This is a genomic window from Massilia sp. Masssp93, from assembly GCF_059491295.1.
In genome coordinates this window covers 1,803,889-1,819,994 of sequence record NZ_CP168502.1, presented here as the reverse complement: position 1 = coordinate 1,819,994, position 16,106 = coordinate 1,803,889, and the positions used below count along the sequence as shown (strand labels likewise).

The 16,106-nt window shown below is 69.6% G+C and carries 11 protein-coding genes; 5 read left to right on the top strand and 6 right to left on the bottom strand.

What is annotated here, in order from left to right; all coding sequences use genetic code 11:
- Window positions 1–22: 22 nt before the first annotated feature.
- Entirely contained in the window at window positions 23–2,890 is a 2,868-nt protein-coding gene (locus ACEN9Q_RS07695) for a TonB-dependent receptor (RefSeq protein ID WP_495627917.1), read from the bottom strand.
- Between the two features lie 296 nt (window positions 2,891–3,186).
- Between ACEN9Q_RS07695 and ACEN9Q_RS07690 the strand changes: the two genes are divergently transcribed.
- A complete protein-coding gene (locus tag ACEN9Q_RS07690; RefSeq protein WP_056442746.1) occupies window positions 3,187–4,266 on the top strand; it encodes a LacI family DNA-binding transcriptional regulator in 1,080 nt (359 codons plus the stop codon).
- On the opposite strand, the gene ACEN9Q_RS07685 is transcribed toward ACEN9Q_RS07690, so the two are convergent.
- The 5 genes from ACEN9Q_RS07685 to ACEN9Q_RS07665 form a co-directional block, all read right to left on the bottom strand.
- Entirely contained in the window at window positions 4,205–5,557 is a 1,353-nt protein-coding gene (locus tag ACEN9Q_RS07685) for an MFS transporter (protein ID WP_495627916.1), read from the bottom strand. The two genes, ACEN9Q_RS07690 and ACEN9Q_RS07685, sit on opposite strands and share 62 nt — an antisense overlap.
- Before the next feature lie 135 nt (window positions 5,558–5,692).
- Window positions 5,693–6,862, bottom strand: a complete 1,170-nt coding sequence (locus ACEN9Q_RS07680) for a glycoside hydrolase family 88/105 protein (protein ID WP_495627915.1) — start codon at window positions 6,860–6,862, stop codon at window positions 5,693–5,695.
- A gap of 10 nt (window positions 6,863–6,872) precedes the next feature.
- Entirely contained in the window at window positions 6,873–8,900 is a 2,028-nt protein-coding gene (locus ACEN9Q_RS07675) for a heparinase II/III domain-containing protein (RefSeq protein WP_495627914.1), read from the bottom strand.
- A 156-nt stretch (window positions 8,901–9,056) separates the two neighbouring features.
- Window positions 9,057–10,073 carry a LacI family DNA-binding transcriptional regulator gene (locus ACEN9Q_RS07670; protein ID WP_495627913.1) on the bottom strand — a complete coding sequence of 339 codons (1,017 nt, stop codon included), beginning with the start codon at window positions 10,071–10,073 and terminating at the stop codon, window positions 9,057–9,059.
- Between the two features lie 87 nt (window positions 10,074–10,160).
- Window positions 10,161–10,613 carry a carboxymuconolactone decarboxylase family protein gene (locus ACEN9Q_RS07665; protein ID WP_056442733.1) on the bottom strand — a complete coding sequence of 151 codons (453 nt, stop codon included), beginning with the start codon at window positions 10,611–10,613 and terminating at the stop codon, window positions 10,161–10,163.
- A 108-nt stretch (window positions 10,614–10,721) separates the two neighbouring features.
- On the opposite strand from ACEN9Q_RS07665, the gene pdxR reads away from it, so the two are divergent.
- The 4 genes from pdxR to ACEN9Q_RS07645 all read left to right on the top strand — a co-directional run bounded on the left by pdxR (window position 10,722) and on the right by ACEN9Q_RS07645 (window position 16,102).
- The gene (pdxR, locus tag ACEN9Q_RS07660) at window positions 10,722–12,152 is read left to right on the top strand and encodes a MocR-like pyridoxine biosynthesis transcription factor PdxR (protein ID WP_495627912.1); all 1,431 of its coding nucleotides are present in this window, start codon (window positions 10,722–10,724) and stop codon (window positions 12,150–12,152) included.
- 61 nt (window positions 12,153–12,213) lie between these two features.
- Complete coding sequence (locus tag ACEN9Q_RS07655) at window positions 12,214–12,885, top strand: ABC transporter ATP-binding protein (protein ID WP_056442728.1); 672 nt, start codon at window positions 12,214–12,216, stop codon at window positions 12,883–12,885.
- Window positions 12,882–14,861 (top strand): HlyD family secretion protein, encoded by a 1,980-nt coding sequence (locus ACEN9Q_RS07650; RefSeq protein WP_495627911.1) that lies wholly within the window; start codon window positions 12,882–12,884, stop codon window positions 14,859–14,861. Before ACEN9Q_RS07655 ends, ACEN9Q_RS07650 begins: the two co-directional genes overlap by 4 nt.
- An 8-nt stretch (window positions 14,862–14,869) precedes the next feature.
- Entirely contained in the window at window positions 14,870–16,102 is a 1,233-nt protein-coding gene (locus ACEN9Q_RS07645; RefSeq protein ID WP_495627910.1) for an efflux RND transporter periplasmic adaptor subunit, read from the top strand.
- Window positions 16,103–16,106 lie beyond the last annotated feature (4 nt).

Sequence of the window (16,106 nt, the reverse complement as noted above, 5' to 3'; positions counted from 1 at the left end):
AGTCGTCGTCGAGGTTCGAAAATTACAGCTTGCCGCGGATGCCGATCTTGATCGTGCGGCCGTCGTACTTCGCATAATCCATGCGGCTACGGTGACCGTCGCCGTACTGCCCGGTCGCGTCCTCGAAATAATCGTACGACAGCGTGTTGGACAGGTTCAGCGCATCGATGCGGAGTTCCAGGTTCTCCGACAGTTTATAGCTGATGTTCCCGTCCAGGTAGCCCCGCGCGGCGCGCCAGCGGATCAGGTCATCGCCGTTGTTCTTCGGATTATCCGGGTGCAGCGAGCGGCCCTTGTAATTGTACGAGAGACGCATGGCCAGGGGGCCGCGCTCGTAATAGGTCGTGAAACTGTACGCGTACTTCGGCACCGAGTTGACCGCGATTTCCTTGCCGGCGTTCGTGATCCATTTCTGGCTGTTGAACGGGTCGATGTGCGTATAGCTGCCCAGCGCGCCGAGGCCCTTGAACGGCTCCGGCAGGAAGGTGAAGTCCTGCTGGTACGCGAGCTCGTAGCCTTTCAGCGTCTGCTGGCCCGCGTTGCCGTAGGTGCGCAGGGTCATCGGCAGGTTCGGGTCGACGTGGCCGTTCGCGTCGTGGAAGATCGCGCCCAGCGCCGTGTCGGGCAGGCCCAGCGCGCCGAACGTGGTCTGCGTCGTGCTCGAGACGGTGGCGTCGGTCAGCTCTTTCTTGAAGTACGCGGCCGACAGCAGGCTGCCCGGCTTGAAATACCATTCGAGGCTGGTGTCCAGGTTCTTCGACTGCTGCGGCTTCAGGTTCGGATTACCCGCCGTGGCCGTGTTGTCGAACGGGTTCGGGATGACGGTCTGCGCGGCGATGATCGACAGCGACGCGCGGCTGATCGTCTTGCCGTACGACGCGCGCCAGATCACGTCGTCCGTCAGGTCGTAGGCGGCGCTGACGGCCGGCAGCACGTTCGTGTACTTGCCGTGCTCCTCGTTCGGCGCATAGGTGTTGCCTGCGCCCGACTTCTTGTAGTTGTCGATGCCCAGCTTCGTCTGCGCCCAGCGCACGCCGGCGTTGATGCGCAGCTCGCGGGCCAGCACCTCGCCCTTGAAGTCGGACTGCACGAAGCCCGTCGTGACCTTCTCTTCCGCGCCGAAGCTTTGCGCCGGCGTGAACGCGTCGCTGGTGTTGTAGGCCAGCGGATCGTACGTACCCATGGTGTAGCTGCGGGTGAACGTCCCGAACTGGTGCGGCCAGCCGTCGCCCATGTCCAGGTTCGAGATCGGCAGGTTCGACACCATATTGCTGCGCAGGCCCGCGTCGCCGGCCTGTTTCAGCTTGGCCACCATGGCGGACGTGCCATTGCGCTTCTCGACGCTTTTCGTCGTGTCGACGTACACGAGGCCGCCCTTGAAGTGGCCCGTCCAGTCGCCCCACAGGTCGTAGTCCTGGTCCAGCACGAGGCGCGCCTGGCGGGCCTTGTCCGTCTCGCGCGTCCAGCCGGTGTTGATGTCGAAGCCCGTGAAGTTGGCGGGGTTCGTGTAGTCGACGGGCGATGACATCGACGGATACACGTGGTCCGGACCGTAATCGATGGTGGTATCGACGCCGAAGATCTGGCCCGACAAGGTGTCCTGGTAGCTCGTCGCGTCGCTGTTGTTGGCCGACAGCTGGCCGGTCAGCACCGTGCCCTTCTTGACTTCCCAGCGGCCGTTCAGCGCGAGGTAGCCGAACTTGGTCTTGTCCTCGCCGTACGTGACGCCGCTGCTGTACGACGTATTGCCGAAGGTGCCCGTCAACAGGTCCGACGCCGGATCGATGTGCACGTCGAGCGGCACGAGGCCGTTGTGGCCGGCCTGGCCGGCCGGCGCGCTCGGGTTCGTCGTCTTGCTGTTGCGGATCAGGAGGCCGTAATACAGCTCGTCGCGGCTGTTCTTCAGCTGCGAGGCCAGGCCGTCCAGGCTGATATTCAGGCCGCCTTCCTTGAACTGCAGCGACGACACGAGGCCGTCGCGCGAGCGCCGGTTCTGCGAGCCGTAGAAGCGGTAGATGCGCGGCAGCAGCGCGTTGTCGACCTGGTCGCGCGTATAGCCCGACAGGTTCGCGCGCGGATCGTCGTAGTCCAGCTGCATGGCGAAGTTGCCCAGCACCGGCGAGGCGCTGCCGCGGCGCGAGCTGTTGTAGCCGCCGGTCGCCTCGAAGCCGGAGCGGTTGTTGACGGCCTTCGAATGCGCGACGCCGGCCAGGAAGCCCCAGTGTCCCCACGTGTTCGAATACAGCGCGAAGCCGGTCGGATCGGCCTTCTCCGACATCGTGTTGTACGCGGCCGAGACGGCGTAGCGCACGTTGCGCTTCGGGTTGTCGAACGGACGCGGCGTCTGCAGGTCGACGACGCCGCCCATGCCGCCTTCGGTCAGCTCGGCCAGCGGGGTCTTGTAGAAGTCGACGCGGCCGAACAGTTCGGATGCGAACACGTCGTAGTTGAAGCCGCGCGCGGCGCTGCCGATGGTGCTGGTCGACGTCGTGTTCACCGGCGCGCCGTTCAGCGTCGTCACCGAGTATTCGGTCGGCAGGCCGCGGATCGAGATGCGCTGGCCTTCCGCCGAGCTTTCGTCGCGGTTCAGGATCACGCCCGGCACGCGCTGCAGCGACTCGGCCACGTTCGCCTCGGGGAACTTGCCGATGTCCTCGGCGACGATGGAATCACGCACGCCGACGGCCTGCTGCTTGAGGTTCAGCGCCTTCTGCAGGCTGGAACGGAAGCCCGTCACGACGACGGTCGTGGTGGCGGGTGCGTCCTGGGCCGGCGGGGCCGGCTCGGTCGTGGGGGCGGCAGGCGGCGTGGTTTCCTGCGCCAGCGCCGGGTTCCCGTAGGCGGCGGCCAGGGCCACCGGCAGCAGCGTGGCGAGCAACTTCTTGTTCATCTTGTCTCCATCCTTGTCTCGTTGTTGGGCCTGTTCGTGCCGGACTGGGGCATTGTCACGGTAGTCTTTACGCCGGCTGATGGTCACGTTACCACAGGCGATTATTAAAGAGCAATAGCGCACCAATGCAGTCAAATTTCTCGTAACCCGTTGTTTTTTCGACGAATTAGTCGAGGTTTCGGCAATTTTTGTGTCGCGAAACGACGACAGGCATACCAAAGAGTCATACCTTTGATGAATTTTGTGATGTACGTTGTCTCATTATTCCGTCAAACTTCGTGTTTTACGGATGCCCCATGCGCAAAGTCAGCAAACTCAGTGAAGTCGCCCGGCTCGCGGGCGTTGCGCCGATCACGGCGTCGCGCGCCATCCGCGGCGAAGGTTATGTCTCGGCCGAGGCGCGCGAACGCATCCTCGCCGCCGCCGCGCAGCTCCAGTACACGCCCGACCCGCTGGCGCGGCGCATGCGCGGCGACCGCGGCCGCCTGATCGGCGTGTTCGTCAACAATTACGGCCCCGTCGTGCTGCACGAGATCATCCGCTTTCTCAGCACCCATGCGCGCGCCCAGGGCTACGACCTGTTGCTGTTCAACGCGGACCGCTTCGACAGCCCGGACCGCATGGCCACCTGCGACCTGCTCGGCAAGCTGTGCGCCGGCCTGCTGCTCGTGATGCCGAGCGCGGACGACCGCTATCTCGACGCCATCGAACGCCAGCAGCTGGCCAGCGTCGTGCTCTGCTTCGACGCGCGCCCGCTCGCCGTGCCGGTCGTGGCGGCGGAAAACCGCCTCGGCGCGCGTACCGCCGTCGACCACCTGCTGGCGCTGGGCCACCGCCGCATCGCCTACATCGCCGGCAATCCCGGCACCGGCCAGAGCGCCGAGCGCGAACGGGGCTACCTCGACGCGCTGGCTGCAGCCGGCATCGCGCCCGACCCCGCGCTCGTCGTCAACGGCGCGTTCGTGCAGCCGGGCGGGTATGCCGCGACCGAGCAGCTGCTCGCACTGCCCGTCCCGCCGAGCGCGATCTTCGCGGCCAACGACGAGATGGCGTTCGGCGCCATCGACGCCGTCAACAGCCGCGGCCTGAGCGTCCCCGGCGACATCTCCGTGATCGGCTACGACGACATTCCGACGTCCAGCTGCGTGTTCCCGAAACTGACGACGATGCATCAGCCGTTCGACGCCATCGCCGCGTACGCGGTGCGCGAGGTCGTCGGCATGATCGCGGGACGGCCGACGGAACCCGCGCGCATCGCCTTCCCCGCCAAGCTGGTCGTGCGCGGATCGACGGGGCCCGCGCCGCACGCGGACGTCACACCGACGACGCCGCGCAGACGCGCCCGCGCGCCGCGCGCGACAGCCGCCGGAACATGACCAGGCTGGCGCCCGCCAGCAGCGCCCCGGACAACAGGGTCAGGCCGTAGTCGTGGCCCGTCGAATCCAGCATGGGGCCGAGCAGGAAGCTCAGCGCGATGTTGGACGTCGAGAACAGGAAGCGCTTGGCGCCGTCGAACTGCAGGAAGCGGGCGCGCGGGAACAGCGCCATCGGCAGCGACGCGGCCGCCGTGTAATACGTGCCCGCCACCACGACGTGCAGCACGTAGACGACGGCGAAACTCGGCAGGTCGTGCACGGCCAGGAAACCGCCGCAGGCCACGCACAGGTACAGCCCCATCGTCCACACCGTCACGCTGGCGGCGCTGTAGCGGTCGACCATCCAGCCGATCACGGACGACAGGCCGATCGACAGCGCGTACGACGTCGCCAGCAGCTTGCCCAGCACGGCCTTGTCCATGCCCAGCGAGTCGGCATACAGCTGCGAGAACGTATTGAAGGGCATGAACGTCAGCTCGGATGCCGTCAGCGCGAGGAACACGAGCAGGAAGTAGCGGTCGGACAGGCATTCGCGCCAATAGGCCCGGCCCATGGCGCGCCACGAGTTCGGACTGCCCGGCGCGCCCGGCCCGTCCACCGCCGGCGGGCCGTACTCGCCCTCCTTCAGGCGCACGCACATCAGCATGCAGGCGGCGCCGAAGAACAGGCCGATGCCCAGGAAGACCTCGCGCAGGTGATGTTCGGTGAGGCGGAAGAACCACAGGTTGAACAGGATGCCGGCCACCAGGCTGACGATGCGGAATCCCGCGTAGAAGCGTCCGAGGACGCTGCGCGGCACGATGTCGTTCACGAGGCCCGCGTACAGGGCCAGCGTGACGAGCGCGACGCCCTCGAACACGGTCCAGAACACGCAGAACCACGCGAGCACGCAGGCGTCCGCGCCGGGCGACAACGCCCCGAGCAAACGGTCGGTGGCGCGGCCGAACGCCGTGCAGTTGCCCAGCGCGACGAGGACGAGCGCGGCGACGGGCGTGATCCCGACCAGGAACGGCAGGCGCCGCCCCCAGCGGCTGCGGAAGCGGTCGGAGCGGAAGCCGACGATGGGCACGAGCACGCTGCCGAGCAGCGCCGGCAGCGCCGACACGAGCACGGCGATCATGGTGTCGCTCGCGTGGTGCTGCCGCAGCAGTTCCATCACGCCCGGGATGGCCGAGCGGTCGCGCAAGGCGATGGCGAATTCGCCGAACAACAGCCAGAACAGGACGATGCCGAGGCCCGCCGCGGTATAGCGCAAGGTGCCGACGGCGTAGGCGCTTTTGTCTTCCAACATGGACGCGTTTCCCACTAACAAGAGCTAAAGCATCGCCCCAGCTTAAAGAAACCGCAAGCTTTTTCGTTCCCCAAAAAAAAGACCTGCCATCCCTGGGCAGGCCGAACGCGGGCGCGCGGCCCGCGAAGGAGAGAATCAGCGCGCGAGCTTCGCCATCTCGGACGCGGCCAGCAGGACGGCGCCGACGCCGAAATGCGCGGTCGAATCGCGGTCGACCACCTGGCCGGGAATCGCGCGGTCGCCGATCGGCTGGACGTAACCCACCTTGCCGTCCGGCTGGATCGCGGTGTGCGTCAGGTACTGCCAGCCGCGCGCCGCGACCGGCAGGTACGTCGTCCGGTCCAGCAGACCGTTGTTGATACCCCACAGCATGCCGTACGTAAAGAACGCCGTGCCGCTCGTTTCCGGGCCGGGCGCGTGGGCCGGGTCGATCAGGCTGCGCGTCCAGTAGCCGTCCGGGCTCTGGATCGTCGCGAGCGTCTGCGCCATCGCGCGGAAGCGTTCCTCGAACATGGGGCGGTACGGGTCCTCGCGCGGCAGGTCGGCCAGCACCTTGGCCAGCGCGGCGAACACCCAGCCGTCGCCGCGCGCCCAGAAATCCTTCTTGCCGTTGACGCTCTTGTGCTGCGGGTAGACGTAGCGCGCGTCGCGGTAATACAGGTGCGTGTCGGCGTCGTACATCAAGCCGTTCGCGTACTCGAAATAGGCGACCATCTTGTCGAGGTAGCGCCGGTCGCCAGTCAGCTTGTACATCTTCGTCATCACGGGCATGACCATGTACAGGCCGTCCGCCCACCACCAGTAATCGTTGCGGCCGGTGCCGATCTCGTAGCCCATCACCTCGCGCGCGCGCGCGACCCGGCGCGGGTCCTGCGGGCCGAGGCGGTACAGGTCGAGATAGGTCTGGAAGCACACCTGCCAGTCGCCGAACAGCACGTGGTCGTCCGTCTCGCCGTAGGTGAGCTTCCACTCTGCCTTGTCGTCCGACTTCGCGCCCTTCCAGCCGTTGTAGTCGGCCCAGCGCTCGGAGTACTGGCGGTACGCCTCGTTGTGGGTCACTTCATAGGCCGCCATATTCCCCGTGTGGTAGGCGGCCACGTTCCAGAACGCCCATTCGGTCGCCGGCGTCTTGCGCTGCCAGTAGCCGTTCACCTTGTCGATGACCGCGAGCGCCTCCGCCCGCGACGGCAGCGCCGCACGTGTCTCTTGCGCCGGTACGGCCGCATGGTTGCCGCCCATGTCCGCACAGCCGGCCAGCAGGAGCATGCCGCCGGCCAGGACGCAGGCCATCACTCGCTTGTTCAATTTGACTCCTTCAGGTTTCATGTTCGATCGTTACGTCCAGGTCGCCCGCGGCCAGCGGCTGCTGCGCCACCAGGCGGATGCGGTACAGCGTCCCACCCCATTCGTGTGCCAGGCCCGGGTCGGCCAGCGGCAGCGGCTCGACGTCCGCGCGCAACCGGCGCGGATCGAAGCGCAGGCGCACCGTCCGGCCACCGGCCACGGGCAGCGCCACCACGCCCGCTGCCGCCGCGTCGGGCCGGCGCGGCGTCATGAATACGAGCGCCACGGGCGCCGCGCGGGACAGCGCGAACGTCTCGCGCAGGCTCACCGTCTCCGTGTCACGGCGCAGCGCGACGCGGCGCTCCCAGGTCTCGATGCCGGCCCCGGGACCGTACGCCGTGGCCAGGTCCATCGTCATGCCGGTCTCGTCCCGACTGTCGTCGACGCGCAGCCGGCCCGCCCGGTCGCGCGCATCCCTGCCCCGCTGCATATGGCCGCCGACGATCGGCAGGTTGTGGAAGCCCGACTGCATGGTCCAGATGGTGTAGCGGTCCTTGCCGAACGTCTTCGCGGTGTACGCTTCCACGCCCGGATCGACGAACACGGGCAGGCCGTCGTGGAACACGATGAAGCTGCCGGAATCGTGGTGGCCGTGGCTGCGCGCATTGGACGCCGCCTGCACGGCGAGAAAGAAGCCCTGCGCCGAGCCGGCCTGCGCCCGGGCCGTCATCAGGCCGAGGGCGGGATACCACGACGCGCGCTGCAGCGCGTCCCTGGCGGCCGTGGCGCGCATCCGCGCGACTTCCAGCACGTCGGCAACGTCGCGCGCGAGGCGCCCCTGATCGGACAGGGCGATGCCATGCGCGGGCGCGCGGAACGCGCCGAACGCGGCCAGTCCGCCGTCGCCGGTCGCCCGGCCGAAGCGGTGCAGCAGCGGCGGCGAATGGTGGACCCTGGCGTGCGCATCGCCGTAATTCACGAACCAGTCGCCCGCCACGTGCACGTCCAGCACGTAATGGCCCATGCGGCGCACGAACGGGTCGGCCGCCAGGCCCGCGCCGGGATTCGCGGCGCCGCCGAGCGCGGAGTCGAGCGCCATCAGGCAGTCCAGGTAGGGGCCGGCGGACATCGCCCAGTAGCCGGGCCCCTCTTCGCAGGCGCCGTCGTCCGAATAATCTTCCAGGAACCGGTCGAGGCAACCGCAGATCTTGAGCGTGGCCGCGATGCGGCGCTCCGGGTCCGGCTCCAGCAGCAGGTTCGCTTCCAGCCAGCTCGACCCGATCCACGACGTCCAGTTGTTCAGCGGCGCCCGGCGCCCGTCGCTCTCGGCCGTCAGGCCCATCCACTTGAAATCGTCGCGCTGCCAGCCCGGATCGAGGATGCGCCGCTTCACTTCCGCCGCGATGCGCAGCGGCAGCAGCGGCGACAGCTTGCGCAGCTGCGCGCCCACGAGGTAGTGGACGTAGGCCAGCGTCACGCCCGTCTCCGCCGCGAACAGGTCGATCACGGGTTCCTGCGCATCGGGCAGGCCGACGCCGCTTTTCTGCATGCCGCTGTGCGCGGGCAGGCCCCAGAACGTTTCTTCGCATACGTGCCAGACGCCGTCCGCGATCGCGTGCAGATAGCGCCCCTGGCCTTGCACGCACTCCGCCAGCACCAGGCCCGCCAGGCGGCTGCGGCGCTCGAAATAACGTTGTTCGTAGCGGGTGCGGTTGCCGTTTTCGGCGAATTCGAGGAACAGGCTGGCCGGCAGCTGGGGCCACTCGGTGCCCAGCCAGGCATCGGCGCGGGCGACGAGCGCCGCCGCCACGTCGGCCGGCACGCGCGCCCACGCGGCGCGGTCGCCCGCCTGCGGATAGGGATGCCACGCGTCCGCGGGCAGCAGGTGCCGCCTGAGCAGCGCTTCGTCGACGACGGTGCGCAGGTAGCGCTTGGGCACGCGCGGCCCGAGCGCCGCGGCGCCCTGCACCGCATCCTGTCCCGCCGCCGCGCCCGCGCGCGGACCGGCCAGCAGCGCCAGCGCGCCCAGCCCGCGGGTCAGCGCATCCCTTCGATTCATGTCGTCTCCCGTATGAGGTGAGACAACGTTACCACTCGTCTTGGCAAATGACAATAGATTTTCGATCAAGCCGATGGTCGAAGTGGGGGCGTGCACGGAGAGAAAGTCAGGCGGCGCGGGATGGTAACGATGCCATGCCGCTGCCGCGGCAGATCGTCAGCCCCTGGGCGCCGGCCCCGTGGAGTCGCGCACGACGAGGCGGGCCGGCAATTCGATGCGGAAGCCGTCGGCCCGCTCGCTGCGCATGGCATTGACCAGCTCCGCCACGGCCCGCACCGCGATCTCGTTCAGGGGCTGGCGCACGGTCGTGAGCTTCGGGTGGACGAAGGCCGCGCGGATCACGTCGTCGAAGCCGACGACGGACAGGTCGTCCGGCACCTTCTTGCCGGCCGTGGAAATCGCATCCAGCGCGCCGAACGCCATCGCGTCGTTGGCGGCGAAGATCGCGGTCGGCGGCTGCGGCAGCGCGAGCAGCGCCTGCGTCTCCACGAAGCCGCTGGCATCGTTGAAATCGCCCTGGCGCAGGTAGGCCGGCTCGATCGCGATGCCGGCCGCGCGCAGCGCATCCTCGTAGCCGCGCTGGCGCTCCTCGCTCTGGCCCGTGAACGAGGTGCCGGCGATGAAGGCGATGCGGCGGTGGCCCAGGCCGAGCAGGTGGTCGACGGCGGCGCGGGCCGCGAGGCGGTTCGAGCCGAGGACGACCGGCAGGTCGATCTGGCGGCCCGCGAAGCTCACCAGCACGCACGGGGCGTGGGCCCGTTCCAGCTTGACCAGCAGGCCGTCGTTCGCATCGGGCAGCAGCAGGAGCAGGCCGTCGCACAGCTTGCGCAGCATCTCCGCCGTGCCGGCGCGGCGCGCATCGTCGAAATGGTCGGCGTTGAACACGATGAGGTCGAAGCCGAGCCGGCGCGCCTCGTCGTTGATGGCACTGAGCAGCTCGTGCATGACGAGCGAGCGGAAGCCGTTGACGAACACGCCGATCAGGCCCGAGTTCCCGCCCCGCATCTTCTGCGCGATCATGTCCGGCGTGTAGTCCAGCTTCGCCGCCGCCGCGAGCACGCGCTCGCGCGTCTCTTTCGCGACCCGCCCGACGCCGCGCAGCGCGCGCGAGGCGGTGATCAGCGACACGCCCGCTGCTTCCGCCACTTCCGTCAACGTACTTGTTTTCTGCATCCCGATTCCGATTCCCCGCCCTGCGGGCGCACGGCTCCAACGTTACCTGATTGATTTCGAACAGGCAAGGCCGGGAATCGGCGCGGCTCAGCGGGCGGCCGCGGCCGGGACCGCGCGGAAGCTGATCGCCATGCGGTTGTACGCGTTCATCAGGCCGATCGCGATGGTGAGGTCGGCCAGTTGCTGCTCGCCGAACACGGCCGCCGCGGCCGCATAGTCGGCGTCCGGCACGCCCGTCTCGGCCACGCGGGTCACGGTCTCGGCCCAGGCCAGCGCCGCGCGCTCGGCGGCGTCGAACAGGGCGCCCGCTTCGCGCCATGCGGGCACCAGCACGAGCTTGTCGACGGTGACGCCTTCCTTCAGCAGGTCGCGCGAATGCATGTCGATGCAGTAGGCGCAGCCGTTGATCTGCGATACCCGCAGGTAGACGAGGTCGACGAGGACCTTGGGCAGGCCGCTGTGCAGAATGTGGCCGTACACGCCACCGAGTGCCTTCATGCCGGCCGGGGTGGCCGCGTTGTAATCCATGCGCTGCGTCATTCCATTCTCCTGTTTGACACTGAACGGCTCATGCCGCAGACGCATCATGCGCCTTCGGTTGGCCAAAAAACAGGGCCAAGTTTAGCGATTTTTAATGTACCATCGACCATGACCTCGCTGCCCATCGGCCTCGACCGCGCCAAGAAAATCCCCCTCGCCACGCAGATCTACGCGGCCATCCGCGCCGCCATCGAATCGGGCCAGATTCCGTTCGATGCGAAGCTGCCGTCGTGGCGCGACCTGGCCGCGCAACTGGGCGTGTCGCGCGGCACCGTGCGCCTGGCGTACGAACGCCTGGTCGACGAGCAACTCGCGGCGAGCTTCGGCGCCGCCGGCACCCGCGTCACCGAGCGCCCGGCCGCCGCGCCCGCGGCCGACCGTGCCCCGTCGGCCCTGCCGATGCCGGACCTGTTCCACGCGTTCGGCGCCGCGCCGCTGGCATTCCAGATGGGCGTGCCCGCCCAGGACGCGTTCCCTTATAAATTGTGGTCGCGCATGCTGACACGCGCGGCCCGGCACGCGGCGGCGGCGGCCGTCGGCTATCCCGATCCGCGCGGCGACCCGGACCTGCGGCGCGAAGTCGCGGCCTACCTGGGCATCGCGCGCGGCATCCGCTGCGGCCCGGAGCAGGTGTTGATCACGTCGGGCTTCGCGGGCGCGCTGGGGCTCGTGCTGCGCGCGCTCGGGCTCCACGGCCGGCGCGCCTGGTTCGAGGACCCGGGCTTTCCGCTGACCCGCACCGCCCTCTCCCTGGGCGGGATGGCGGTGACGCCCGTCCCCGTCGACGCGGAAGGACTGGACGTCGGGGCCGGCGTCCGATTGGCGCCGGACGCGGTGCTGGCCGTCGTGACGCCGGGCCAGCAGGCGCCGCTCGGCACGACGATGACGCTCGCGCGGCGCCGCGCCCTGCTGGCCTGGGCCCTAGCCCGCGGCGCGTGGATCGTCGAGGACGACTACCTGAGCGAACTCCAACTGGAAGGACGGGCCGCCCCGGCGCTGGCATCGCTCGACCACGGCGGCCGGGTGCTGCACATCGGCACGTTCAGCAAGACGATCAGCCCGGCGCTGCGCCTGGGCTTCCTCGTCGTGCCGGCCGCACTGGCCCGGCTGTTCGGCGACGTCGCCGCGTGCCTGGCGCCGGCGCCGGGCGCGCCCATCCAGCGCGCCGTCGCCGACTTCCTGCAGGAAGGCCACTACCTGCGCCACCTGCGCCGCATGAAACGCCTGTACGCGGCCCGGCGCGCCGCGCTGCTCCAATGCCTGCGCGCGGAAGCGGGCGACGTGATCGCGGTGCAGGCGACGGCCGGCATGGCCGTCGTCATGCGGCTGCCCGATGGCGTGTCGGACGTCGCGGTCGCGGCCCGCGCGCTCCGGGCCGGCATGGCACCGGTGCCGCTGTCGCCGTGGCACGCCCATGCGCCCGGACCGCAGGGACTGCTGCTCGGGGTGACCAATGTCGACGAACGCCGCCTGGCGGCGGATTGCCGCCGGCTGGCCGACCTCGTGCGGCAATGTGAGATTGTTGCAACAAGAAAATAATATACCGGCTGGTGCTTTTGACAATTGACAAGCTGTTGTGTCTTCGGAAATACTTTTTGGCATGATAGAACTCAGTGCCATCCGCAAGACCTACCGCCTCGGCGGCAGCGACATCCACGCCCTCGACGGCATCGACCTGCACGTGGCGCAGGGTGAATTCGTCGCGATCATGGGGCCGTCCGGCTCGGGCAAGTCGACGCTGCTCAATGTGCTGGGCGGCCTGGACCGCCCCGACAGCGGCCGCTACCGCCTCGCGCAGGACGAGGTCAGCGCCCTCGACGACGACGCCGCGTCCGCCGTGCGCAACCGCCGCATCGGCTTCGTGTTCCAGTCCTTCCACCTGCTGCCGCGTTTGACCGTGCTGGAAAACGTGCTGCTGCCGCAGCGCTACGCGCGCGTGCCGGATGCGCAGGCGCCGGCCCGCGCGCGGGCCCTGCTCGAACGCATCGGCCTGGGGCAGCGGCTCGACCACCTGCCGGGCCAGTTGTCCGGCGGGCAGCTGCAGCGCGCCGCGATCGCGCGCGCGCTGCTGAACGAGCCCGACCTGCTGCTGGCGGACGAACCGACCGGCAACCTCGATTCGAACAGCGCCGCCGACGTGATGGCCCTGCTGCGCGAACTGCATGCCGGTGGCCAGACGCTGGTGCTCGTCACCCACGATCCGGCCATCGCCGCGAGCGCGCAGCGCACCATCCACCTGCGCGACGGCCGCGTCGCGGGCGGCCAGCCATGACGCGCCGCGGCATCGCCCTGTGGTGCGCGGCCCTGGCGCTGGCGATCGGCACCGCCGTCTCGCATGCCTGGACCGCCGCCAAACCGCCGGCCGCCGCCGCGGCGCCGGGCCTTGCCGCCACCGCGGCGCGCCCCGTGATGCTGACCGGTGAAGTGGAAGCGGAGGATTCGCAGACCATCTTCGTGCCGCCGTCGAACACGCAGCCCATCGTCCTGCGCAACTTCCTCCCCGAGGGCACGCTGGTGAAGGCGGGCGACGTGGTGCTGCGGACGGAATCGGCGACCGCGGCCAATCTCGACCAGCTCAGGATGGAGCGGGACCGCGCCCGCGCCAAGGCCGACAGCGAGACGGCCACGCTGGAAGTCGCGGCCGTCGAAGCCGAAAAGGCGCTGGTCAGCGCCCAGGCCGCGCTGGACAAGGCGAAGGTCGATGCGGCGCTGCCGAAGCGCCAGATCGCGGCGCTCGACTACGACCGCCACCAGGCCGAACTGGACCGCGCCACGCGCGACCTCGCGATCAAGCGCGAAAGCCTCGGGAATGCCCGCGCGGCCGTCGCGCGGCGCCGGGAAGACGGCGCGCTCGAAGTGCGCAAAATGCAGATCAACGAGGCATTCCAGCTCGCCCAGCTCGCCCAGTCCGAAGTGCGGGCCACGCGCGCCGGCATCGTGGTGCACGGCTACAGTCCCTTCCGCGGCGAGCGGTTCGACGAGGGATCGACGGCCTGGCCGGGCAATGCCGCCGGCACGGTGCTGGGCGACGGCCGGATGATCGTCACGGCCTGGGTGCTGGAAGCGGACCGTCCTTACCTGCGCACCGGCCAGGCCGTCGGCCTGCGCTTCGACGCCCTGCCCGGCGTGGCGCTGGCCGGCACGCTGGCCACCATCACCAGCGCGCCGGAAGCGCGGCCCCGCTGGGGCCAGGGACGCTACTTCCGCGCCAGGATCGCACTGCCGGACCATCACGGCCTGCCGCTGGCGGCGGGCATGAGCGTGCTCGTCGAGCCGCTGGCGCCGGTGGCCGCGCTGGCGTCGGGGCAGCCGGTAAAGGCTGCCGCCGCCGGACTGACGATCGAAGGCGAGATCGCATCGCGCCGCTCGACGCCGGTGGCGCCGCCCACCATCCCGTTCATCTGGCAGTACAAGCTGGCGTTCCTCGCGCCCGAAGGCACGATGGTGCAGGCCGGGCAGCCCATCGCCGTGTTCGAGGCGAGCGAGGTGACGAACCGGCTGATGGCGCTGCGGGCGGCGCTGCAGGAACGCGAGCGGGCGCTGGACAAGCTGCGGCTGGACCAGGCCGAGGCGGACCGCGCCGGCGCGCTGGCGCAGGCCGAGGCGCAGAGCAATGCCGACAAGGCCGAACGCAAGGCCAGCCAGCCCAAGGATCTGATCCGCCGCGTCGACTACGACAAGCTGGTGATCGAACGTGCCGAAAAGGCCAGGCTGGCGCAGCTGATGCAGACGCAGTTCGAGGCCCAGCGGCGCGCCCGCCAGGCCGAGCGCGCGGGCCTCGCGTCCGACGTGGCGCAGATGCGCGGCCAGATCGCCGACCTGGTCAAGGGCCAGGCGGCGTTGACCGTCGTGGCGCCGCAGCGCGGCATGGTGCTGCACCGGATCGGCATGGACGGCAATAAATTCAGCATCGGCAGCCAGGTCTGGATGGGCCTGTCGGTCGCGACGCTGGCCGATCCGGAGCGGCTGGGTGTCGACGCGAAGGTGCCCGAAGCGCAGGCGGCCGGCGTGCAGATGGGCCAGGCCGCGCGCGTCACCGTGGGCGGCGCGCGCCAGGCGCTGGCGGCGCGCGTGACCGGCCTCGGACGCGCCTTCCACAGCAAGTCGGCGGCGCAGGCGGCCGTCGTGCGCGACGTCCGGCTCGAATTCGACGCGCCGCCGCAAGACCTCAAACCCGGCGCCGCCGTCCAGGTGGAACTGTTGCCGGACGCCGTACGCCGCGTGGCCGCCGCCGCGCCCCAGCCATGAGAGACCCGATGCCACATCTTCCCAAGAGCGCCGCCGCGCTGGCGGCCGGCCTCGCCCTGGCCGCCCTGGCCGCCCTGCTGGCCGGCTGCGGCGCGGCGTCGACGGCGGCGTCGGGCCCCGCCGAAACCCTCGCCGCGCGGACGTGGAGCGAAACGCTCGACGTCGACGGCGAGATCAAGGCCGCCGCCAACACGCCGCTGGCGGTGCCCGGCAGCGGCTGGACCACGCGCGTGCTGGTGCACATGGTGGCGGACGGCAGCAGCGTCACGAAAGGCCAGGTGGTGGCCCGGTTCGACGCCCCGCAGGCGCGCGCGGAACTGTCGCAGGCCGACGTCGAACTGCTGCGCAAGACGCTGGCCGAGGAAGCCAATCGCCAGAATGCGGCCGTCGAACGGGGCGTCCTCGCCGGCGACCGCGCCAAGGTCGAGGACGACCTCGGCCTCTCCCGGCGCTATGCCGGCGTCGACCTCTCCGTCTTCGCCCGCAACACGATCCTGGATGCGCTGGCCGACGTCGGCTTCCTCACGAAGAAGCGCACCTACCTGGAATGGAAAGGCGGCCAGGCCCAGGCCCGCAGCGCCGCGCAGGACGCCGTGCTGCACTCGCAGCGCGACAGCGTCGTGCAGAACGCCGAACAGCAGCGCAAGAGCCTGGAATCGCTGGAACTCGTGGCGCCGCACGACGGCGTGTTCCTGCTGGCCGCACGCTGGGACGGCGCCAAGCCGCAGGTCGGCGCCAGCCAGATGGCGGGCGAGCCGTTCGGCGCCCTGCCCGACCTCGACCAGCTCGTGGCCCACTTCAGCGTGGCCGAGGGCCAGGCCTACGGTCTCAAGCCCGGCCTGCCCGTGCGGGTGCGCCTGGCCGGCACCGGCACCGAACTCGATCTGACGGTGACGCGGGTCGGCAGCAGCGCCAGCACGATCTCGCCCGAGTCGCCCGTCAAGTACAGCGATTTCGACGCCGCCATCGGCACCGACCAGGCGCGCAAGCTCGGCCTGAAACCGGGCCAGGCGCTGCACGGCACGGTGCGCCTGGTGGCGAAGGCGGCGGCACTGACGGTGCCGAACATCGCACTGGTGCAGGACCGCGGCGCCTATGCCGTGTACACGATCGACGCCGGCCGGCCGGTGAAGCACGCCGTCGAACTGGGCCTGCGCGGCCCGGTGCGCAGCGAAATCAGGAGCGGCCTCGCGCCCGGCGCGCGCGTCGTGCTGCTGCCTCCGAAGGACAAGACCACATGAAGAC